The organism is Sphingomonas canadensis, from assembly GCF_026013525.1.
GTDB lineage: Bacteria > Pseudomonadota > Alphaproteobacteria > Sphingomonadales > Sphingomonadaceae > Sphingomonas > Sphingomonas canadensis.
In genome coordinates this window covers 45,787-66,733 of the sequence record NZ_JAPDRA010000001.1, presented here as the reverse complement: position 1 = coordinate 66,733, position 20,947 = coordinate 45,787, and the positions used below count along the sequence as shown (strand labels likewise).

The 20,947-nt window shown below is 66.8% G+C and carries 20 protein-coding genes; 15 read left to right on the top strand and 5 right to left on the bottom strand.

The window, feature by feature from the left end; translation table 11 throughout:
* Positions 1-1,503 (bottom strand): AMP-binding protein, encoded by a 1,503-nt coding sequence (locus OM513_RS00290; protein ID WP_264942151.1) that lies wholly within the window; start codon positions 1,501-1,503, stop codon positions 1-3.
* Between the two features lie 317 nt (positions 1,504-1,820).
* Here OM513_RS00290 and OM513_RS00285 point away from each other — a divergent pair, with 317 nt between their 5' ends.
* The 7 genes from OM513_RS00285 (at position 1,821) to OM513_RS00255 (ending at position 7,486) form a co-directional block, all read left to right on the top strand.
* On the top strand, positions 1,821-2,642 hold the full coding sequence (locus tag OM513_RS00285) for an SDR family oxidoreductase (protein ID WP_264942150.1): 822 nt from the start codon (positions 1,821-1,823) through the stop codon (positions 2,640-2,642).
* A 29-nt stretch (positions 2,643-2,671) separates the two neighbouring features.
* A complete protein-coding gene (locus OM513_RS00280) occupies positions 2,672-4,159 on the top strand; it encodes an AMP-binding protein (RefSeq protein ID WP_264942149.1) in 1,488 nt (495 codons plus the stop codon).
* Positions 4,156-4,626, top strand: a complete 471-nt coding sequence (locus OM513_RS00275; RefSeq protein WP_264942148.1) for a MaoC family dehydratase N-terminal domain-containing protein — start codon at positions 4,156-4,158, stop codon at positions 4,624-4,626. The genes OM513_RS00280 and OM513_RS00275 overlap by 4 nt, the downstream gene beginning before the upstream one ends.
* Positions 4,626-5,036, top strand: coding sequence for a MaoC/PaaZ C-terminal domain-containing protein (locus tag OM513_RS00270; RefSeq protein WP_264942147.1), 411 nt, complete (start codon positions 4,626-4,628; stop codon positions 5,034-5,036). Before OM513_RS00275 ends, OM513_RS00270 begins: the two co-directional genes overlap by 1 nt.
* Positions 5,037-5,214: 178 nt before the next feature.
* A complete protein-coding gene (locus OM513_RS00265; RefSeq protein WP_264942146.1) occupies positions 5,215-6,108 on the top strand; it encodes an enoyl-CoA hydratase in 894 nt (297 codons plus the stop codon).
* A 55-nt stretch (positions 6,109-6,163) separates the two neighbouring features.
* Positions 6,164-6,985 carry an SDR family oxidoreductase gene (locus tag OM513_RS00260; RefSeq protein ID WP_264942145.1) on the top strand — a complete coding sequence of 274 codons (822 nt, stop codon included), beginning with the start codon at positions 6,164-6,166 and terminating at the stop codon, positions 6,983-6,985.
* 3 nt (positions 6,986-6,988) lie between these two features.
* Positions 6,989-7,486, top strand: a complete 498-nt coding sequence (locus OM513_RS00255) for a hotdog family protein (RefSeq protein ID WP_264942144.1) — start codon at positions 6,989-6,991, stop codon at positions 7,484-7,486.
* 33 nt (positions 7,487-7,519) lie between these two features.
* On the opposite strand, the gene OM513_RS00250 is transcribed toward OM513_RS00255, so the two are convergent.
* Genes OM513_RS00250 through OM513_RS00240 form a run of 3 tightly spaced genes read right to left on the bottom strand, consistent with a single transcriptional unit; the run spans position 7,520 to position 10,053 of the window.
* Positions 7,520-8,170, bottom strand: coding sequence for an adenylate kinase (locus OM513_RS00250; RefSeq protein ID WP_264942143.1), 651 nt, complete (start codon positions 8,168-8,170; stop codon positions 7,520-7,522).
* A 27-nt stretch (positions 8,171-8,197) separates the two neighbouring features.
* Positions 8,198-8,875 carry a nitroreductase gene (locus OM513_RS00245; RefSeq protein ID WP_264942142.1) on the bottom strand — a complete coding sequence of 226 codons (678 nt, stop codon included), beginning with the start codon at positions 8,873-8,875 and terminating at the stop codon, positions 8,198-8,200.
* 29 nt (positions 8,876-8,904) lie between these two features.
* Positions 8,905-10,053, bottom strand: coding sequence for a CaiB/BaiF CoA transferase family protein (locus OM513_RS00240; protein WP_264942141.1), 1,149 nt, complete (start codon positions 10,051-10,053; stop codon positions 8,905-8,907).
* A 277-nt stretch (positions 10,054-10,330) separates the two neighbouring features.
* Here OM513_RS00240 and OM513_RS00235 point away from each other — a divergent pair, with 277 nt between their 5' ends.
* The 8 genes from OM513_RS00235 to OM513_RS00200 all read left to right on the top strand — a co-directional run bounded on the left by OM513_RS00235 (position 10,331) and on the right by OM513_RS00200 (position 19,925).
* Positions 10,331-11,422, top strand: a complete 1,092-nt coding sequence (locus OM513_RS00235) for an alpha/beta hydrolase (protein ID WP_264942140.1) — start codon at positions 10,331-10,333, stop codon at positions 11,420-11,422.
* Positions 11,419-12,534: an acyl-CoA dehydrogenase family protein gene (locus OM513_RS00230; RefSeq protein ID WP_264942139.1), complete on the top strand. Its 1,116-nt coding sequence runs from the start codon at positions 11,419-11,421 to the stop codon at positions 12,532-12,534. Before OM513_RS00235 ends, OM513_RS00230 begins: the two co-directional genes overlap by 4 nt.
* 14 nt (positions 12,535-12,548) lie before the next feature.
* Complete coding sequence (locus OM513_RS00225; RefSeq protein WP_264942138.1) at positions 12,549-13,781, top strand: acyl-CoA dehydrogenase family protein; 1,233 nt, start codon at positions 12,549-12,551, stop codon at positions 13,779-13,781.
* A gap of 16 nt (positions 13,782-13,797) precedes the next feature.
* Positions 13,798-14,589 (top strand): enoyl-CoA hydratase/isomerase family protein, encoded by a 792-nt coding sequence (locus OM513_RS00220; RefSeq protein WP_264942137.1) that lies wholly within the window; start codon positions 13,798-13,800, stop codon positions 14,587-14,589.
* Positions 14,586-15,854, top strand: a complete 1,269-nt coding sequence (locus tag OM513_RS00215; RefSeq protein WP_264942136.1) for a spinster family MFS transporter — start codon at positions 14,586-14,588, stop codon at positions 15,852-15,854. Before OM513_RS00220 ends, OM513_RS00215 begins: the two co-directional genes overlap by 4 nt.
* Positions 15,855-16,031: 177 nt before the next feature.
* Positions 16,032-18,209 carry a TonB-dependent receptor gene (locus tag OM513_RS00210; RefSeq protein WP_264942135.1) on the top strand — a complete coding sequence of 726 codons (2,178 nt, stop codon included), beginning with the start codon at positions 16,032-16,034 and terminating at the stop codon, positions 18,207-18,209.
* A gap of 70 nt (positions 18,210-18,279) precedes the next feature.
* Positions 18,280-19,155, top strand: a complete 876-nt coding sequence (locus OM513_RS00205) for an SDR family NAD(P)-dependent oxidoreductase (RefSeq protein ID WP_264943001.1) — start codon at positions 18,280-18,282, stop codon at positions 19,153-19,155.
* 161 nt (positions 19,156-19,316) lie between these two features.
* On the top strand, positions 19,317-19,925 hold the full coding sequence (locus OM513_RS00200) for a 2-hydroxychromene-2-carboxylate isomerase (protein ID WP_264942134.1): 609 nt from the start codon (positions 19,317-19,319) through the stop codon (positions 19,923-19,925).
* Between the two features lie 17 nt (positions 19,926-19,942).
* On the opposite strand, the gene OM513_RS00195 is transcribed toward OM513_RS00200, so the two are convergent.
* Positions 19,943-20,929: a LysR family transcriptional regulator gene (locus tag OM513_RS00195; protein ID WP_264942133.1), complete on the bottom strand. Its 987-nt coding sequence runs from the start codon at positions 20,927-20,929 to the stop codon at positions 19,943-19,945.
* Positions 20,930-20,947 lie beyond the last annotated feature (18 nt).

The following is a 20,947-nucleotide window of genomic DNA, read 5'->3' as shown; positions in this document are numbered from 1 at the left end:
CTAGGAAGCATGGGCGATCCGCTCGTCGCGAAGCTGCGAGCGGCGGGCCTTTCCGGCATCGTCGCGCAGATTCCGGTCCGCGAATTCGAAGGTGCGGGGAATCTTGTACCGGACCAGCCTGCTCGACAGGAATTCGCGCAGGGCATCGGCATCGGTGCGTCCGCGCGCCTCCTCCGCGATCTGGACGATGGCGTGGGTGCGCTGGACGAGATCGGGGTCGGGCAGGCCGATCACGATCGAGGAGAGGACGTCCGGATGCTGATCCAGCGCGGCTTCCACTTCGGCGGGGAAGATGTTCGCCCCGCCCGATACGATCATGTCGGTCCGCCGGTCGGCGATATAGAGATAGCCGTCCGCATCGACATGGCCGAGATCGCCATAGGTTTCCCAGTCGCCGACCCGTTTCGCCTCGGCGCCGATATATTCGTAGGTCGAGTTCGGGCCCTTCTCCGGCAGGAAATAGATCTCGCCGACCTCGCCAGGCGCGCATTCGCGGCCCTGTTCGTCCAGCACGCACATCTTCGCTCCGGCCTGGATCTTGCCGACCGAGCCCTTGTGCGTGAGCCATTCGCGGCCGGTGATCACGGTCACTCCGGTCACCTCTGTCCCGCCATACATCTCGAAGATCCTGTCGGGGCCCAGCCAGTCGATCCACGCCTGTTTCAGCCATTGCGGGCAGACCGAGGCCATGTGCCAGACGACGCGGAGGCTCGAGACGTCGAAGGCGGTGCGCCGGTCGGCCGGCAATCGCCAGATGCGGTGCATCATCGTCGGCACGAAATTGACCCAGCCGACCCTGTGCCGCTCGATCAGTTCCAGCGCGCGCAGGGGATCGAACCGCCCCATTTCAACGACATGCCCGCCGGTGAACAGGCAGTGGCAGGACGCCACGAACGGGGCGTTGTGATACATCGGCCCGGGGTTCAACATCGTCTCGCCGGAAACCTGACCCATAAGCGGCAAATCCGGATCGAAAAGGCCGGGATTGCGGTCGACGATCAGCTTGGGCCGTCCTGTCGATCCGCCACTTGTCTGGATCTTCCATCGTGGCGCGGTTCTGGACGGCAGCGCGCCGGCGGACAGCGTGGCGTCGGGGCACGCGCTGGTGGACAGGAAATCCCATCCCTCGACCCGCGCATTCTCCTCGCCGATGATCAGGCGCGGCCTGGCAAGTTCCACGATCGCGCGCAGCTCGGCCGGAGGCAATTTCGAGGAGACGTTGTTCGGCGTCGCGCCGAGCTTCCAGACCGCGAATACGGTTTCGAAAAAGCCGGTGCCGTTCGGCACGGCAAGCGTGACGACATCGCCTTCTCCGACCCCAAGCGCCGCGAGCTGGCGCGCCTTGCGGTTCGATCGGGCGTCGAGCTCGGCATAGCTGGTTGAAACGCCGTCGAAGGTCACCGCGGGCCGCGCCGGACCCCGGGCCGCGTGATAGGCGAGCAGTTCGCCGACCGGCCTTGGCGAACTTCCCGCCGGCGCGAGGTCCAGACTGTCGTTCTCCAACTCCACGCTCCTCTCGCGGGCGGCGAATATGGCGCGCGATCTACCGGTCCATTCGCTCTGGTCTTGTCGAATGCTAACCGGAAGCGGCTGGCTTGAGGCCGGATAAAACCGGGCCACACATGCCTGGCGCGCATGGCTGTCGGGCGGATCCGGGACGCGAGGCCGCGATGGCCAGGCATTCCCGCCGGGCATTGCCCATCCGGTCTTTGCATTTCGCGAATGGCTGGCGCTGGCCTAGCGTTCCAGCGGGATCACGCTCCTTGCCCCTGTGCGGAAGCGATGGTTTTTCGCCAGAAACGAAGTTGGGAGAGGCTTATATGACCGACGTGCAAGGGCGCACCGCATTCATCACGGGCGGGGCCAACGGCATCGGTCTGGGCATTGCGCGGAGCTTCGCGCGCGCCGGCGCCAAGCTGGCCCTGGTCGATCTCGACGCCGCAGCGCTCGCTCGCGCCAAGGCCGAACTGGAAGCGATCACCCCGGTAGAGACCTATCAGCTCGACGTGCGCGACCGCGAAGCCTATGCGGCGACCGCGGAGGCGGTCGAGAGCGCCCTGGGCCCCGTATCGCTGCTGTTCAACAATGCCGGCGTCGCGGGCGGCGCCCCGGCCGACAAGATGACCTATGATCTCTGGGACTGGGGGATCGGCATCAATCTGTATGGCGTGATCAACGGCATCCAGACCTTCCTGCCGCGCATGGTCGAGCGCCGGCAGGGCGGGCACATCGTCAACACCGCCTCCGGCGCGGGCCTCGTCGCGACCGGTTCGGGCGTGCTGTACTGCACCGCCAAATATGGCGTGGTGGGCATGTCGGAATCGCTGAACGCCGAGCTGGCGCCCGCGGGGATCGGCGTGACCGTGCTCTGCCCGGGGCCGGTCGCGACCGACATCGTCCAGCGTTCGGCGGATAATGCGCCCACCGTCGGCCTGGCGCTGTCCGAAGAGCAGAAGAAGCGCGGGGCGGAACGGCGGGCGATGATGACCGAATATCTGAAGCAGGGCGTCAGCATCGACGATGTCGGCGAGATGGTGCTGAAGGCGGTGCGCGAGAACGGATTGTATATCCACACCGATCGCGTGGTGAAGGAGCTGATAGAGGCGCGGACCAAGGCGTTGCTCGACGCCATGCCGGCCTGAGCCCGCCCAGCGAACCGGAAACGCAAGACATGGCGCTCAAGTCCCTATCGTCGATCATTCAGGACCACGCCCGGCGAAAGGGCTCGGCACCTGCGGTGACCTATCCGGACGGCTCGCTGACCTGGGACGAGCTCGACCGGCGCTCCAACCGGCGCGCGCGGATGCTCGCCTCGCTGGGCGTGAAGCAGGACGATCTGGTGGTGGTGATGCTGCCCAACGGCAGCGAGTTCCATGAGGCGGTTATCGGCGTGTGGAAGGCGGGGGCGACGCCGTGCCTGTTGCCGCCCAAGCTGCCCGGCCGGGAAGCGGGGGAAATGCTCGCGCTCGCTCGGCCTGCCGCGGTGATCGGCACGCTTCCGGCGGCTTATGACGGCCCGCAGATAGCCCCCGGCACCGCGCTGGACGCATTCAGCGACGCCCCGGTGGAAGACGCCGCAGCCAAGCATTGGAAGGCGGTCGCGAGTGGTGGCTCCAGCGGGCGGCCGAAGATCATCCTGGACAATATGCCGGCCTCTATCGATCCCGACGCTCCGCTCTTTGCGGGGCTGGGATTGCCACCCGAGGGAGCGATGCTCAACCCGGGGCCGCTCTATCACAACATGCCGTTCCTATTCACCAGCTTCGCGCTGCTGGCGGGCACGCATGTGGTTGGCCTGACGCGGTTCGACGCCGAGGAATGCCTGCGGCTGATCGAGCGCCACCGGATCGAGTTCACCGTAATGGTGCCGACGATGATGCAACGCATCTGGGCGCTGCCGGAAAGCGTGCGCAACGCCTATGATGTCTCGTCGCTCAAATTCGTCTGGCACATGTCGGCGCCGTGCCCGCAATGGGTGAAGCGTGCCTGGATCGACTGGCTGGGGCCGGACAGGATCTTCGAGGCTTATGGCGGCACCGAAGGCGGCGGCGGTTCCGCGATCACCGGGCGGGAATGGCTCCTCAAGCCGGGTTCGGTCGGCAAGCCCGCGCCGGGTGTGGTGCGGATCCTTCGCGAGGACGGGAGCGAGGCCGCCCCGGGTGAGGTCGGCGAAGTCCATTTCCCGGCCGCGGGCTCAGGCAAGTTCCGCTACATCGGCGCGGATGCCAAGAAGGACGCATCGGGCGGCTATTCGATCGGCGACCTGGGCCATCTCGACGAGGATGGGTATCTGTTCCTGGCCGATCGCCGCTCGGACCTGATCATCCGCGGAGGCGTCAACGTCTATCCGGCCGAGGTCGAGGCGACGCTGGAGGAGCATCCCATGGTCTCCACCTCGGCGGTCATCGGACTGCCGGACGCGGACCTGGGCGAGCGCGTCCATGCGATCATCCATCCACGCGAAGGCGCGGCGGCCGATCTCACGGCGATCGCAGCGCATGTCGCCGAACGGCTGGCCAAATATAAATGGCCAGCATCCTATGAAGTCAGCGAGACGCCGTTGCGGGACGATGCCGGCAAGGTTCGCAGGACGGCGCTGAAGGAGGAGCGGCGGGCCTGGCTGGCGGCCGGGCGCGCGTTCCAGTTCGAACCGGCATGACCGCCCAGGCCTTCGATCGCGCGCTCATCGGGCGGCGGTCGGAACCCTCGGTCGTGCGCGTCGATACCGCGCAACTGAAATTCTTCGCGAAGGCGACCGACCAGCGCGATCCGGTCTATTTCGACGAGGCGGCGGCGCGGGCGGCCGGGCATCGCGCGATCCCGGTGCCGCCGACATTCGCCTTCTCCTTGTCGAACGCGGCGCCGGAGCAGGCCGCTTACGGGCTGGTCCAGGTAAGGGCCGATGTCCGTTACCTGCTCCACGCCGAGCAGGGCTTCAATCACTACGCCACGCTCTATGCCGAGGACGAAGTCACGATCACCACCCAGATCCTCGACCTGTACGAGAAGAAGGGCGGGGCGTTGCGCTTCATCGCGCAGCGGACGGACCTTGCGAACAAGGCGGGCATCTTGTGCATCGAATGCGATTCCACCTTCGTGCTGCGCGCCCCGGCGCCCGGGGCATGATGGAGCGCTGGAACCCGGCCATCGGCGATACGCTGCCCGAAGTCGAGCGCGGCCCGATCAGCCGCGGCACGCTGGCGCTGTTCGCCGGGGCCTCGAACGACCATGTCCTCCTGCATATCGACAGCGACTATGCCAAGGCCGCCGGCATGCCCGATGTCTTTGCGCAGGGCATGCTGGTGATGGCCTATCTGGGGCATCTGCTCACCTCGACGATCCGGCAGGAAGACATTGTGTCGTGGAAGGTGCGCTTCGTCGCCATCACGCCGGTCCATGCCACGGTGCGCTGCTCCGGCGTGGTCAGGGACATCGTCGGTCGCGGCGGCGAGCGCTGCGCGGTGCTGGATATCGCCGCGCGCATCGGGGACGGCCGGATCGTGCTGTCCGGCGAAGCGCTGATCGCGCTGCCTTGACCGGTTCAGCCATGCGCGCGGGTCCCGCAAACGGCCGGAGGGCATTCCTCTGGCTCATACCGGCGGGGCCGTTGGCATTTGACAGCGCAGCGGCGCTCGGGGAGCTTCCCGCCAGGCGCCGGAGCGCGCGATATCGACAGCAGATCAATCAGTAAGCAGATTTTCAGGAGGGGACGGCATGGCCGCGCAAAGCCGTGAATATGAGCAACTGATCTACGAAACGCCGGCCCCGAAAGTGGCGCGCATCGTGATGAACCGGCCAGGCCGGCGCAATGCGCAGGGCATCACCATGACCTATGAGCTGGACGACGCATTCAAGCGCGCCTGCCATGACGAAGCGATCAACGTGATCATCCTTGCCGGTTCGGGCGACCACTGGAATTCGGGACATGACGTCAGCGGGGACGGGCCAGACAATCCCTCGCCCGATCAGGTCGTGGGGCTTTGCGGCTGCTTCACTGGCAAGGGCTGGGACGGCCCCTATTGCCGCGAGCGCGAAATCTATCTGGAAATCACCGAGCGCTGGCGCAACGCGCCGAAGCCGGTGATCGCCGAGATCCAGGGCTCGGTGATATCGGGCGGGATGATGCTCACCTGGCTGTGCGACCTTATCGTCTGTTCGGACGATGCCCGCTTTCGCGACGCCACGGCGGCGGAGATGGGCATTCCCGGCGCCGAATTCTGGCAGCATCCCTATGAGATGAGCGTTCGCCAGGCAAAGGAATGGCTGATGACGGGGGGCTGGATGAGCGCCCAGGAAGCCAAGGCCCGGGGCATGGTGAACCATGTCGTTCCGCGCGAGGAGCTTGCCGCCAGGGCGCTGGCGCTGGCCGAGAACATCGCCGCGAAGAACCCGTTCACGATGAAACTGGTGAAGCAGGCGATGAACTTCGCGCAGGACCAGATGGGACGCAAGGCATCGATGGATTTCGGCTTCCACCTCCACCAGATGGGCCACATGCAGGCGATGCTCACCAACGGCTTCCCTGTCGATATCGAAAGCCTGCCGCCCGTGATCCGCGCGAATATCGAAAGGCTGCTGGCCGCGCGCAAGGCGGCCCCCGCGGAATAGAACCGGACCCTGCCGCGCGCCCGCAGCGGCGCCGGAAGCATCGGATGGAACGCATATGACGGATATCGCAAATCGCACCGCCTTCATTACCGGGGGCGCCAACGGCATCGGCCTGGGCATCGCGCGATCGCTGGCGCGTCAGGGAGCGAAGGTCGCCCTGATCGATCTCGACGCGGAAGCCCTTGCGCGCGCCGAGGCCGAGCTGAGCCAGCTTACAGAGGTGTTCACCGCCGTCCTCGATGTCCGCGATCGCGGCGCCTATGCGCGGATCGCGGATGCGGCAGAGGCCGTGCTCGGACCGGTATCGATCCTGGTCAACAATGCCGGCGTCGCGGGCGGCGCCCCCGCCAACAAGCTCACCTATGAACTGTGGGACTGGGGGATGGGGATCAACCTGGACGGCGTGATCAACGGCGTACAGACCTTCCTGCCGCGGATCGCAGCGCGGGGCGAGGGCGGCCATATCGTCAACACCGCGTCCGGTGCAGGGCTTTATACCGGCCCCGGAAATTCGCTTTACTGCACCGCCAAGTTCGCGGTGGTCGGCATGAGCGAGGCGCTCCATCTGGAACTGGGAGCGCAGGGGATCGGCGTCAGCGTGCTCTGCCCCGGCCCGGTCGCGACCGATATCATCGCGCGCACGCGCGCCGTGCAGCCGAAGGTGACGAAGACGCTGACCCCGGAACAGCGCGAAAGGGCGTTCGCCCGGAACGAGGAGATGAAGAACTATCTCGCCAACGGCGTCCAGCCGGATGCGGTGGGCGACATGGTTCGCGACGCGATCCTCGGCAACCGCCTGTATATCCACACCGACCGCACTTCGATCGTCAAGATCGAGGAACGCAGCAAGGCGCTGCTCGACGCGATGTGCGATTGAGCCATGGCTGGCGGCGGCGAAGCGCGGGCAGCACGGGGACGGCTCCTCGGCGAAGGGATGTTCTGGGATGATCTGACGTCCGGCGACTGGATCCGCACGATGGGCCGCACCGTCACCGAGACCGATCTTGTCCAGTTCTGCAACCTCACCTGGTTGACCGAAGAGCTGTTCACCAACATCGCGGATAGCGAGCATCGGGCGATCAAGGGGCGGGTGGTGCCTGGCGCGCTCGTCTACAGCTTCGCCGAAGGACTGATGCTGCCCTTCATGCAGCGGACCGGACTCGCCTTCCTGGAGGCCGGGCTGAACGTTCATGCGCCGACCTTCGTGGGCGATACCATCCATGTCGAGTGCGAGGTCGCCGAACTGCGGCCGGCCTCATCGCCCGAACGCGGGCTGTCTCGGACCAGAAACCATGTAATCAACGATCGGGGCGAGACGGTGATGACCTACTCGCCGCTCCGCCTCATGCGCCGCCGCGCGCGATCCACCGGGCGCTGACCGGCCCCCGCCACGGCGGAAGGGGCTGGTTCGTCAGGCCTGGGCCAGGATCGCGAACGTCGCCGCATAGACCTCGTCCATCGGCGCCATGCCGTCGGTGCGGCTGACCAGTCCCCGGGCCTCGTAATAGGGCAGGATCGGCGCGGTCTTCGCGCGATATTCGGCAAGGCGGGTGCGCACCGTAGCGGCGTTGTCGTCGGGCCGGCGCGTGAACCTGTCGTGCCCGCATTCGTCGCAACGGCCTTCTGCCTTCGGCAGTTTGAAGCGGTCGTGATAGCCTTCGCCGCACTGGGCGCATGCGAATCGGCCGACGATCCGCTCGACCAGCGCCTCTTCCTCGACATCGAGCTCGATCACGCGGTCGAGCCTGGTCCCGCGTTCGGCGAGCAGCCTGTCCAGCGCCTCGGCCTGGGCGCGGGTGCGCGGAAATCCGTCAAAGATCACGCCGTTCGCGGTATCGGGCTGGTCGAGCCGTTCGCCGATGAGCGCCACCATGATGTCGTCCGAAACGAGCTCGCCCGCGTCGAGCACCGCCTTTACCTGGACGCCCACCGGCGTTCCCTCCCGGATCGCGGCGCGCAGCATGTCGCCGGTCGAAAGCTGGACCATGCCGCGTTCGCGCTGGAGGCGCTGCGCCTGGGTGCCCTTGCCGGCGCCCGGCGGTCCAAGCAGGATGATGTTCATTGTCGCGGAACTCCTGTCGAGAGCGGATCAGCGGTGGAACGTAACGGCTTCGCTCAGCGCGGCGCGATCGGTCCGCGCGGCGTTGGCCGGATGCGCCGGGTCCTCATATCCGAAGGCCAGGCCGAACAGCAGCTTGTGCCCGGAAGGAATGCCCAGCAGATCGCGCACGAGCGATGGATTGAAGCTGAGCGCCGTCTGCGCGCAGGAGGCCAGCCCATTGGCGGCCAGCGCCAGCATGAGCGTCTGGGCGAACATGCCGCAATCGGCCGCCTCCCGGATGCCGAACCGCTCGTCGAGGAAGACAAAGGCGGCGTGCGGCGCGTCGAAGAAGCGGAAGTTGCGCAGGAACGAGCGTTTGCGCCCCTCCACATCGTCGCGCGCGATCCCCTGCGCGCCGAACAGGGCCTTGGCCGATCCGATCTGCCGCGCGCGATATTCGTCCGGGTAGCTTCCCGTCATCGCGAAATCGCCGGCGGGGGCGCCGCCGGTTCGAGCGGCGTCGTACAGCCCGCTTCGCAGGCGTTCCGCCGCCTCGCCCGAGACGACATGGACGATCCACGGCTGGGCATTGCAATTGGAGGGCGCCAATTGCGCGACCGTAAAGACTTCCTCCAGCAAGCTTTGCGGTACGGGCGTTGGCAGAAAGCCCCTTACCGACCGGCGCTCTTTCGCCAGCGCCGCGAAGAATGCCGCCTGATCCGTCACGCCGGCGCGGCTCCGCTTGTCCCCCGCGCTCACGCGACGGCACCCGCCGCGCGCATCTCCGCGATCCGCGCTTCGTCATAGCCCAGGCCGGCGAGCAGCATATCGGTGTCGGCGCCCGCTTGCGGGGCGGGGCGCGGCGTCGCTGTGGGCGTCGCCGAATAGCGCGGGGCCGGCATGGGCTGCGTCACTCCGTCGATCACCTCAAATGTGCCGCGCTCGACATGATAGGGGTGGGCGGGCGCCTCAGCCATCGAGAGGACGGGTGCGAAACAGGCGTCGCCATGCTCCATCAGCGCGCACCATTCGGCGCGGGTACGGGTCTTGAACATCTGCCCCAGCTTTTGCTTGAGCGGCCCCCAGGCGGCCGGTTCCATCTGCGCGTCGAACGCAGGATCGCTGTCGAGGCCGGTCAAGCGGCGCAATTCGGCATAGAATTGCGGCTCGATCGATCCCAGCGCGATATATTCCCCGTCCGCGCATTCGTAGGTCTCGTAGAAATGTGCGCCCGAATCGAGGATGTTGGTGCCGCGCTCGTCGCGCCACCCCCCCTGAGCGCGCACGCCCCAGATCATCGACATCAGCAGCGCCGCGCCGTCGGTCATCGCGCAATCGATCACCTGGCCCCGGCCGCTCGATCGCGCCGCGAGGATTGCCGAGACCATTCCGAAGGCCAGCATCATGCCGCCACCGCCGAAATCGCCGACCAGGTTGATTGGAGGGGTCGGCTTCCCGCCGGCGCGGCCAAGCGGGTGGAGCGCTCCGGCGAGCGCGATATAGTTGATGTCGTGGCCCGCGGCCTGCGCATAGCGGCCGGCCTGGCCCCATCCGGTCATGCGGCCGTAGATCAGCGCGGGATTGTCGCCCAGCAGCACCTCCGGGCCGAGGCCCAGCCGCTCCATCACGCCGGGGCGGAAGCCCTCGATCAGACCATCGGCTGTCCGCACCAGATCGCGCACCGCCGCGATCCCTTCCGGCTGCTTCATGTCGACGACGATCGATTTGCGGGACCGCGCAAGCGGGTCCATCGCGGTATGCCGCCCCAGCTTGAGCCTGGAACCACCGGGCCGCTCGATCCGGATGACCTCGGCGCCATGGTCCGCGAGCATCATCCCGCAGAACGGCCCTGGCCCCAGACCCTCGATCTCGACGATGCGGACGCCCTCCAGCGGACCCGGCATCAGCGGGTGGCTCCCGGAACGGCCGCGCGCCGGCGCATTGCCACGATCGTCTGCAGGATTGCCTGGGCCACGCTCAACATCCTCACCTGTTTATGCTGTTGGCTATGTGGGCTTGGGGATGCCGGATCAACTCGGCGCTGGACGGCGCCAGCGGACCCGGACAGCAGTCCTGGCATCCGCGACCGCGATATAAGCAACTGATAAAAAGAAAGAATATCGCTCGACCCCGGAGGATGAGCGTGCCCGCTATTCATAGAGGGAATGGCGGCGCTGACGAATGCATTCGACCTTCCGGGGCGGACGGCCCTTTTTTGGGGCGGAAGCGGCGCCGGTGAGCGCCGTGCGTACCGTGGAGGGGAGTGTGATGGCGGCCGCAGCGCCAACCGTCGAAAGGCCGCCGGCAGGTTCGCGCCATCTCGTCGAGCCGGACCTGCTCGCCTTCATCGACCAGGCGCCGCCGCTCAGCCTGACAACGGAAACGCTGCCGATGCTCCGGCAGGGCTTCGGCACCCGCCTCGGGCTGGAGGAGGATCCCCTCGCGGTCGAGGCCGTCGAGGTTATCCGCCGCACCGTTCCGGGGCGCGGAGGCGATCCCGGCGTCGGCGTGGTGCTGCATCTCCCGCGTGCGCCGGGCGCGCCCCGTGGTGCCATCCTGCACATGCACGGCGGGGGCTATGTCACCGGAAATCCCGACGCCCTGATCCCGGCGCACCGCCGGCTGGCGGCTACGCTTGGTTGCGTGATCGCCTCGGTCGACTATCGGCTCGCGCCCGAGACGCGCTTTCCCGGCGCCGTCGAGGATTGCTACGCAGTGCTGGCCTGGCTGTACGCCAGCGCCGATGCGCTCTGCATCGATCGATCGCTGATCGGCGTGATGGGCGAGAGCGCGGGGGGCGGGCTTGCGGCCGCATTGGCGCTGCTCGCGCGGGATCGCGGCGAGTTCGGGCTTGCCTTCCAGCACCTGGTTTATCCGATGATCGACGATCGCACCGGCACGTCGGGCGAATCCAATCGCTTCGCGGGGGAGTTCGTCTGGACGGCGCGGAGCAACCGTTTCGGCTGGAAATGCCTGCTGGGCGCGGAGCCGGGCGGTCCGGGCGTCTCGCCCTATGCGGCGGCGGCGCGCGCGGAGGATTTGAGCGGCTTGCCCCCCGCCTTCATCAACACCGGCGCGCTCGATCTCTTCGTCGATGAGGACATCGCCTACGCGCATCGCCTGGTCCGTTCCGGCGTGCCCACCGAGCTGCATGTCTACCCGGGAGCCTATCACGGCTTCCATTTCGTGGCGGAAGCCGGGGCGACACGGCGCGCTTACGCCGACAGCCACGATGCGTTGCGCCGCGCCCTCAGCGGAAATCGGCCAGCATGAACTTCGACTATTCGCACGAGCAGAAGTTCCTCAAGGACGAGGCGCGCAAATTCCTAGAGGAGCGCTGCCCGGTCACGGCCGTCCGCGGCGTCCTCGATGACGGCGGCAAGCCGTTCGATCGCGGGCTTTGGCAGGCGGTGGCCGGCATGGGCTGGACCGGCGCCGTCATTCCGGAGAAGTGGGGCGGCACCGGCCTCGGCCATATCGAACTCTGCGCGATCGCGGAGGAACTGGGCCGGGCGCTGGCGCCGATCCCGTTCGCGTCCACCGTCTATGTGTTCGCCGAGGCGATCCTCGCGTTCGGCAGCGACGCGCAGCGCGAAGCCCTGCTGCCGGGGATCGCTAGCGGCGCGGTGATCGGGTGCCTTGCCACGAGCGAGCGCGAGGGCGCGCTCTCCATCGAAGGAATGGCCGCGAACGTGGTTGGCGGGCGGCTGAGCGGCGCCAAGGTGCCGGTCACGGACGGCGATGTCGCGACCCACGCCATCGTCGCCGCGTGCGACGAGGCGGGTCCCGGACTGTTCATCGTCGACCTGGCGGGTGAGGGGATCGCGCGCGAGGCGATCGCGACGCTCGATCCCACCCGAAGCGTGGCGCGCATCACCTTCGCTGGCTCGCCCTGCGAGCGGCTGGGCGCGGCCGGGGAAGGGGCGGCGCTGCTCTCCGCGATCCTCGATCGGGCGGCGGTGCTGTTCGCGTTCGAGCAGGTCGGCGGGGCCGGCCGATGCCTCGAATACGCCAAGGCCTATGCCATGGAGCGTTACGCTTTCGGACGTGTGATCGGCAGCTATCAGGCGATCAAGCACAAGCTGGCCGATATCTACGTCAGGAACGAGCTCGCCCGATCGAGCGCCTATTACGGAGCCTGGGCGCTGAATTCGGGCGCGGCGGAACTGCCCGAAGCAGCGGCCGCCGCGCGCATCGCAGGCACCCAGGCCTATGACTTCGCCGCCCGGGAGAATCTGCAGACCCATGGCGGCATGGGCTTCACCTGGGAAGCGGATTGCCACCTCCATCTGCGCCGTGCCCGGCAACTCGGCCTCGCGCTGGGCGGGCTGCCCCTGTGGCGCGAACGGCTGATCCGCACGCTCGAAAGCCGCAACGCGCTCTGAACCGGGAAGAAGCGATGGATTTCAACGATACTCCTGAGGAAGCGGAATACCGGGCGCGCGTGCGGGCATGGCTCAATGCCAACGCGCCCGCGGCCCGGGGTGTCGCGCATGGCCATGAGGACAGCGAATCGATCGCTGCCGACAAGGCCTGGCAGGCCCGCAAGGCCGAGGCTGGCTATGCCTGCATCACCTGGCCCAGAGAGTGGGGCGGGGCGGGCGGCACGACGGCGCAAAGCGTCATCTTCAACGAAGAGGAGAGCAGGCTGGGCCTTGGCTCCGCCGTGTTCGGGATCGGGCTGGGCATGTGCCTGCCGACGATCCTGGCGGTGGGCAGCGAAGCCGACAAGGCGCGCTTCGTCGCGCCGGCGATGCGCGGCGAGCAAGTGTGGTGCCAGCTCTTTTCCGAGCCGTCGGCCGGGTCCGACGTAGCAGCCAGCCGCACCCGCGCAGTGCCCGCCGACGATGGTTCGGGCGACTGGATCATCAACGGCCAGAAGGTCTGGACCTCCGGCGCCCACTTCTCGGACTTCGGCCTGTTGCTGGTGCGTACGGATCCGGACGTGCCCAAGCACAAGGGCCTGACGATGTTCTGGATCGACATGAAGGCGCCGGGCATCGAGGTCCGGCAGATTCACCAGGCGGATGGCGGCAGCGGCTTCAACGAAGTCTGGTTTACCGACGTCCGGGTCGCGGACAGCCAGCGGATCGGCGAAATCGGCAAGGGCTGGAACGTCGCGCTGGTCACGCTGATGAACGAGCGCCTCTCGGTCGGCGGCGAGGCCGGGCCGGGCTGGCGGGCGCTGATGGAGCTGGCTGCCAGCCTTCCGGGCGTGGAGGGCCATGGATCGGCGCTGCAGGACGGCGGGTTCCGGGAAAAGCTCGCCGACTGGTACGTCGCGTCCGAGGGGCTCCGGCTCACCCGGCTCCGCAGCCTGACCGCGCTCAGCAGGGGCGAGACGCCGGGATCGGAGGCATCGATCGGCAAGATCATATCCGCGCGCCACAGTCAGGAACTGGCCTATGAGGCGCTCGACCGGCTCGACCAGTATGGCATCGTCGCGAACGGCGATGTGGCGTCGCTGGCCGGCGGGTTCCAGCGCAACTTCTTCTGGGGCGCGGCGATGCGGATCGCCGGGGGCACCGATGAGATCCTCAAGAACATCATCGCCGAGCGTGTGCTTGGCCTGCCGCTCGACATCCGCGTCGATCGCGACGTGGCGTTCCGCGACATTCCGAGGGGCGCATGACAAGGAAACTCGCATCATGACCGATCCCGTGCTGTTCGATCGCCGGGGCGCGGTCGGCTATATCACGCTGAACCGGCCGGACGCGGGCAACGCCATCGACGTGGCTCTCGCCCGGGGGCTGCTGGACGCGGTGATCGCGGCGGAGGCGGATCCGGCGGTCCGCTGCGTCGTCCTTCGCGGCGGCGGGCGGATGTTCTGCGCGGGAGGTGATGTCAAGAGCCTGCACGCGGCCGGCGACGCCATCCCGGGATTGCTGCGTGAGATCCTCGCCGCGCTGCATCCGGCGATCGCCCGCCTCGCGACGATGGCGAAGCCGGTCGTCACCGCGATCCACGGGCCTGCGGCGGGCGCGGGGGTGGGGCTGGCTGCGGTCGGCGACATCGCGCTCGCCGAGCCCGGCGCGCACTTCACCATGGCCTATTCGCGGATCGGCCTGACGCCGGACGGCGGCACGACCTGGCTGCTGCCTCGCCTCATCGGCCTGCGGCGAGCGCAGGAACTCGCGATCGCCAACCGGCGGGTCTCCGCCAGTGAGGCGGCGGACATCGGGCTCATTACGCGGGTGACGGAGAGCGGAATGCTCGCAAGCGAGGTCGAGGCCGTGGCCGAAGGCCTTGCCCGGGCGGCAATCGGCGCCCTCGGCATGACGAAGCGCCTCTTGCTCGCGGGCGCGGGCGCGTCGCTGGAAGCGCAACTCGATGCGGAATGCGATCACATCGCGCGCCAGGCGGAGAGCGCCGAGCGGCGCGAGGGACTTGCCGCATTCGCTGATCGCCGCGAACCGGATTTCGAGGCGATAGGGGAGTGAGCGCCGGACAACGTCCCGCCGCCGCCGGCGCGGCCAACGCGCCGGCTTATGTCCTCGCGCTCCTCACGATGGTGAGTTTCTTCAATTATCTCGATCGTATGGTGATTGCGATCCTGCTGGAGCCGATCAAGCTGGAGCTCGGCCTGTCGGACTCCCAGTTGGGCCTGATCGTCGGCTTCGCCTTCGCGATGCTCTACGCGACGATGGGCCTGCCGCTCGCGCGCCTTGCCGACCGCCACTCGCGCATCACGCTGCTGACGGTCTGCCTCGCGGCGTGGAGCGCCATGACCGCGCTGACCGGGCTCGCCCGAAACTTCACCGAACTGTTCATGGCCCGGATGGCGGTGGGTATCGGCGAAGCGGGTTGCGGCCCCGCAGCCCATTCGATCCTGGGCGATCTGTATTCGCGCGAGCGCCGCCCGCTGGCGATCAGCATCTTTCAGGCAGGTGGCGTGCTCGGGCAGAGCGCCGGGCTGGCGCTCGCGGGTATCGTCGCGCACCTCTGGGGCTGGCGCGCCGCACTGGTGACGGTGGGCGTGCTGGGCATTCCGCTCGCGCTGCTGATCGCCTTCACCGTGCGCGAACCGGCTCGCGGTGCCGGTCATGCCCAGGCGTCGCCCGAATCAATGCTGGCGACGCTCCGGGCGCTGTTCGCCCGGCCGCCGTTGCGGCATCTCATCCTTGGCGTCTCGATCGCGGCGTTTGGCAGCTATGGCATGCTCCAATGGATGCCCGCATTCTACATCCGGCTCCACGGCCTGAGCCTTGCCGAAGTGGGCGGGTATGTCGGCGCGATGAAGGGAGGCGCGAGTGTGCTGGGCACCGTTTTCGGCGGGCTCGTGCTGACGCGCCTGGGGCCGCGCGACGTGCGTTGGGAATTATGGTGGCCGATGGCGATGTTTTCCATCAGCCCGCTATTCTATCTGGTGTCGTTCATCGCCGCCGACTGGCATGTGGCGCTCGGGCTCCAGATGATCGGCGCCTTCATCGCCGCGACCGCCGGCGGCGTCGCGCTCTCCGCGCTCCAGACCTATGCCGAGCCGCACCGGCGCGCGACGGCGCTGGCCATCCTGATGCTGATCTCGTCGCTGCTGGGCCTTGGCCTGGGTCCGGTGGTGGTTGGCGGGCTCAGCGATCTGCTTGCGCCGAGCTTTGGCCCGCAAAGCCTGCGGTACGCGCTGATGGGGGCGGCATGCATGCCGCTGTGGGGCGCGTTCCATTTCTGGCGCGCCTCGCGATCGGCGAAGCGCTGGAGCCTGGCTTGACGGGCAAGAAGCGGCTCAGCCATGCCTGCCCGGCATCTCTCTCCTCGCTTAGGAATTTCCGCTGCGGATTTGCGGTCTCTACCTAGGCTCTAAGGCCGCGCCGAAAGCGCATGCGAGCGACGGCTGGATTGGGAGGGTGCGTCGGCGGCAACGCCGGCCCTGTTGAAAGGGAATTCCATGAAAAATCTACACGCCGGCGTCGCGTCCATCGCTTTGCTTTGGTCGGGCCAGGCCTTTGCGCAGACCACGCCGGCCGCACAGGTCGCTCCGGCCGCGGAGCCCGGGCAGGATGCGGGCGGGTCGAAGCAGGACGAGGTGGCGCCGACCGACGAGAACGACATCGTCGTGACCGCGCAGCGCCGCTCTGAGCGCCTGGTCGATGTGCCGATCTCGATCACCACGGTTTCGAGCGAGAATATCGAACTGGCGGGGCAGGACAGCCTGATGAGCCTCAACAAGCTCGTCCCCGGACTCTACATGTCCAAGCCCGTCTATTTCCTGTCGCCCACGGTGCGCGGCGTCGGTTCGACCCTCTCGGTCAGCAACGAGTCGGCCGTGGCGGTCTATATCGACGGCGTCTACCAGCCGGCCCAGTCGTCCAACGTCTTCGACCTGGCGAGCATCTCCGGCGTCGAGGTGGTCAAGGGGCCGCAGGGCACGCTGTTCGGGCGCAACGCCACCGGCGGCGCCATCCTCGTGAAGACGCTCGATCCGTCCTTCCATACCGAAGGCAAGCTGAACCTCTCCTATGGGCGGTTCAACGAGGTTCGCGCGAACGGCTATGTCAACCTTCCGATCAGCGATACCGTGGCGGTCAACGCCGCGGTCAGCTACAAATATTCCGAGGGCAGTATCCGCGACGTCCGCACCGGAGTAATCGTCAACGAGGCGAGCAGCTTCGCGGCCCGGGGCAAGCTGCTGTTCAAGCCCGTCGACAATCTGGAAGTGATCCTCACCGCGGCGCACACCGAATATAGCGATCCGACCGCGTCGAACTATCTCTCCAAGGACGGCAAGAATTCGCTGTCGGCGATTCCGGGGGCGGGGCCTCTGGCGACCCGGCGCTTCCAGCTCTCGCACGACACCCGCGACGTGCTGAAGATCAACGCGGACGAATATTCGTCGCACATCAATTTGGACACCGGTGGTGGCGTGCTTTCGTCGATCACTGCGCTCAAGCTTGATACGCTGGTGACGACCAACGATGCTGACAACACCTATCTGCCCGCCTTCCGTATCGACTTCACTTTCAAGCAGCGGACCTTCTCGCAGGAGGTGAACTTCACCTCCCCGGCCGGCGATAATTTCAGCTACGTGGTCGGCGCCTTCTATTACCACAACAAGCGTTTCTATCCCGAATTCAAGTATAACAACGTTCAATTCCTCCTTCAGGACAACCGGAACGAATCGCTGGCGGGCTATGCCGACGGCACCTACAAGATCGGCGATCTCGCGATCATCGCGGGCCTCCGCTACACGACCGAAAAGCGTACGATCTCCAACGCGCTGCTGCCGCATCCGCTAACGCCGGCGATTGCGCAGGGCTCGGTTCACCGCGAAGCACGCGAGGATTCCTGGTCGCCGCGCTTCGGTCTGCGCTACGCGCTCGGCGAGCGTTCGAACATCTATGCGACCTTCACCCGCGGCAACAAGAGCGGCTCCTTCAACGGCACCTCGCTGACGAGCCCGGGCGTGACCCCGGAATCGATCGACGCATTCGAGGTCGGATACAAGGCCTCCGGGCCGCGCTTCACATTCAACACCGCAGCCTATCTCTACAATTACACCGATATCCAGGCTTCCACGCTGACGATCACCAACGGCGTCGCGCTGAGCAACACGGTCAACGCGGCCAAGGCGCGGATCTACGGCCTCGAACTCGACGGCACCTACGAATTCAGCGATGCGTTCAACATCCACGCATCGTTCGGCTACACCCATGGCGAATATACGTCGTTCCCGAACGCGCCGGGCTATGTTCCGTCGGGCGCCGGATACGCGACGGTCCCGATGGATGCGAGCGGCAATGTCATGGTCCGCCAGCCGAAATTCCAGGCAAGCGCGCAGGCGAATTACACGGTGCCGATCGGGGACAGCAAGCTGACCTTCACCTTGTCGCCGTCATACAACAGCCGGGTCTATTTCGATTTCGCCAACCAGTTGAGCCAGGGACCCGTCTTCCTGCTCGATGGATCGATCGATCTCGACCTTTCGAGCGGGATGAAGGTCTCCGTCTACGGGCGGAACCTGACGGACCGGGTCTATTATCGCTCGCTGGGCTATTCGACCTCGACGATTTCCGCGAGCTACGACGATCCGATCACCTACGGGATCAAGCTCTCCTACGCATTCTGATGACGCGAAGGCGGCCGGCGCGATAGCCGGATGGCCAAAAGGCGGGGAACGAGGTTCGCGCTTGCTTGTCATGCGCGGACCTCGAACCGTTGGGGCGCTTTGCGCAATCGAATCTGCGGGGGGGGGCGGGATGGCGTTTCGGGGCAAGGTCGCATGGGTGACGGGGGCGTCGTCGGGAATAGGCGAAGCCCTGGCGTATGCGCTCTCGGCGCGCGGAGCCGCCGTCATTCTTTCCGGGCGGCACCGGGGCAGGCTCGAATCGGCCGCCGCCCGGCTTGGCGGACCCGCCTTCGTGCTGCCGTTCGAGGCGACCGGGTTCGACGCGCTGCCCGCGATTGCCGAGCGCGCGATCGGTTGGCGCGAAGGCGTCGACTTGCTGCTCAACAACGCGGGGATTACGCAACGGAGCCTTGCGCTCGATACCGGGTTCGACGTCTATCGGCGGCTGATGGAAGTCGACTATTTCGCGCCCGTGCGGCTGACCCAACTGGTGCTGCCGCACATGGTGGAGCGGCGATCCGGGCATCTATCCGTGGTGAGTTCGATGGCGGGCAAGGTCGGCGGTCCGCTGCGAACCGGATATGCAGCCGCAAAACATGCCTGTGTCGGCTATTTCGACGCGCTCCGCTCCGAGATCGAAGTGACCTATGGAATCGGCGTCAGCGTGATCCTGCCGGGGCATGTCGCGACGGCGGTCGCGCGAAACGCGCTGACCGGCGATGGCGGCCGCAACGAGCGGGCCGATGCCATGATCGATCAGGGCATGACGCCGGAGCGCGCGGCGCAGATCATTCTCGACGGCATCGCGGCGGGGAAGCGCGAGATCGCGGTAGGGAACGAGGCCGAGCTGGAAATGCTCAGGCTCCGCGCGACGGAGCCGGACCTGCTGTTCGCGAACATGGCGGCCTATGGCGCCAGCCTGTCCGCAGCGCGCAGCGGCGGCTAGGGTCTGTCCGCCTTCGGCGGAATCGGCAGCGGGCTGGGGCCGCCTGAACAGAACAGACTCTGGCCCCGCATCGCCCCGCGCAATTCCCGGATGGCATGGCTTGGCCGGCGATCGCTGTAGTTGACCGGAACGCGGCGTGTAGCATCGCCGCAGGAGGGCAGATGAAGCTCGAGCTGTTTTTCGATTGTTCGAGCCCCTGGGCATATCTCGGGTTCGAGGAGGCGCAGCCTCTGGCGGAGGAGCTGGGCCTCGACCTGGTGTTCCGGCCCGTGCTGGTGGGCGGCGTGTTCAACGCGGTGAACACCAGCGTCTATCATGTGCGCGAGAAAGTCCCGGCAAAAGCCGCCTGGGTGGGCAAGGACCTGCGCGACTGGGCGCGGCTGACCGGACATGAGATCCACTTCCCGCCGGCGGTCTTTCCGGTCAACAGCGCCAAGGCCATGCGCGCCTGCCTTCTGCTGGAGGAACGGGGCGCGCTGATCGCCTTCGCGCGCGCGGCGTTCGAAGCCTATTGGTCCAGGGGCGCGGATATCTCGCAGGAACGGGTGCTCGAAGGGATCTGCCGTTCGGTGGGGATCGATGCGGATTCCGTCGTGCCACGGCTTGGCGACACCGATCTCAAGGACAGGTTGCGCGCTAATACGGACGAACTCATCGCTCGGGGCGGCTTCGGCGTGCCCACCTTTTTCCTGAAGCGGAGCGACATGTATTTCGGCGTCGACCGCCTCCCGATGGTGCGCGAAGCCGTGCGGCGCGCTCGCGCGGGGTAAGCCGCCGGCTGGTGGTCCTATCTGCCGCCGGGGTTTTGCGGCGACTGGCTTAGGGAGGAGATCCAGTCGCGCGTACCCTGGGTCGCCGCGGCGAGATCCACCGGCTCATCGGAAGGGAGCCGCTCGCGGCATGCCTTGATGAACGCGCGAACCGCCGGCCGCGGACTCCAGCGCAGCCGCGTCGCGCAACACAGCGGCGACCGGGGAAGCGATTCGAGAAACGGCACACAGGCGAAGCGGCGCTTGAAGATGCTGGTCTGCGTGTAATGTACGGACACCACGCTGATCGCGTCCGTGTTGAGCACCAGCCGTTCGACAATCGGGAAATAGTCGACGGTATGCATGCGATCGTGCGCATCGACGCCGGATTCCTCATAGATCTGTCGCCAGAAGAAATCGTAGGGCGACGAGCCCGATGGCGCGATCAGGTCGTATTTCGAGATGTCCGCCTTGGTCACTTCGCGGCAGTCGAGCAGCGGATGTCCCTGGCGCACAAAGAAGGTGGTGCGCATCGGCGGCATCGGTTCGCGTCGAAAATCCGGCTGTTCGAGAAAAGCCGCTTCATAGCCCAGGGCAATATCGATCGCGCCCGCGCGGAGCTGCTGGACAATGCGGTCGAAACTTCCACCAGAGATATCCAGCCGGACGCTCGGGTGGCGGGCGACCAGCGTTGCCAGCGGTTCCACGAGCAGCCATTCCAGCGACGCGGGGCACACGCCGATCCGGAGCACGCCGGCATAGGGATCCGATCCGGCGGAAGTGCCGCGCATCAGATCCTGTGCTTCGTCGAGAAGGCGGGAAGCGCGTTCGACGAAGGTGCGCCCCTCTTCGGTCAGGAGAACGCCACGGGCGGTCCGGTTGAAAATCGAGTAGCCGAGTTCCCGTTCCAGGTCCGCGACGCTCTTGGTGATCGCCGACTGGGTGACGCCGACGCGATCGGCGGCTGCGGTGAACGAACCATAGCGGGCGGTGGAAACGACATAGACGAGGCGCCGATCGATCATCCGCCTATTCCTATTGCG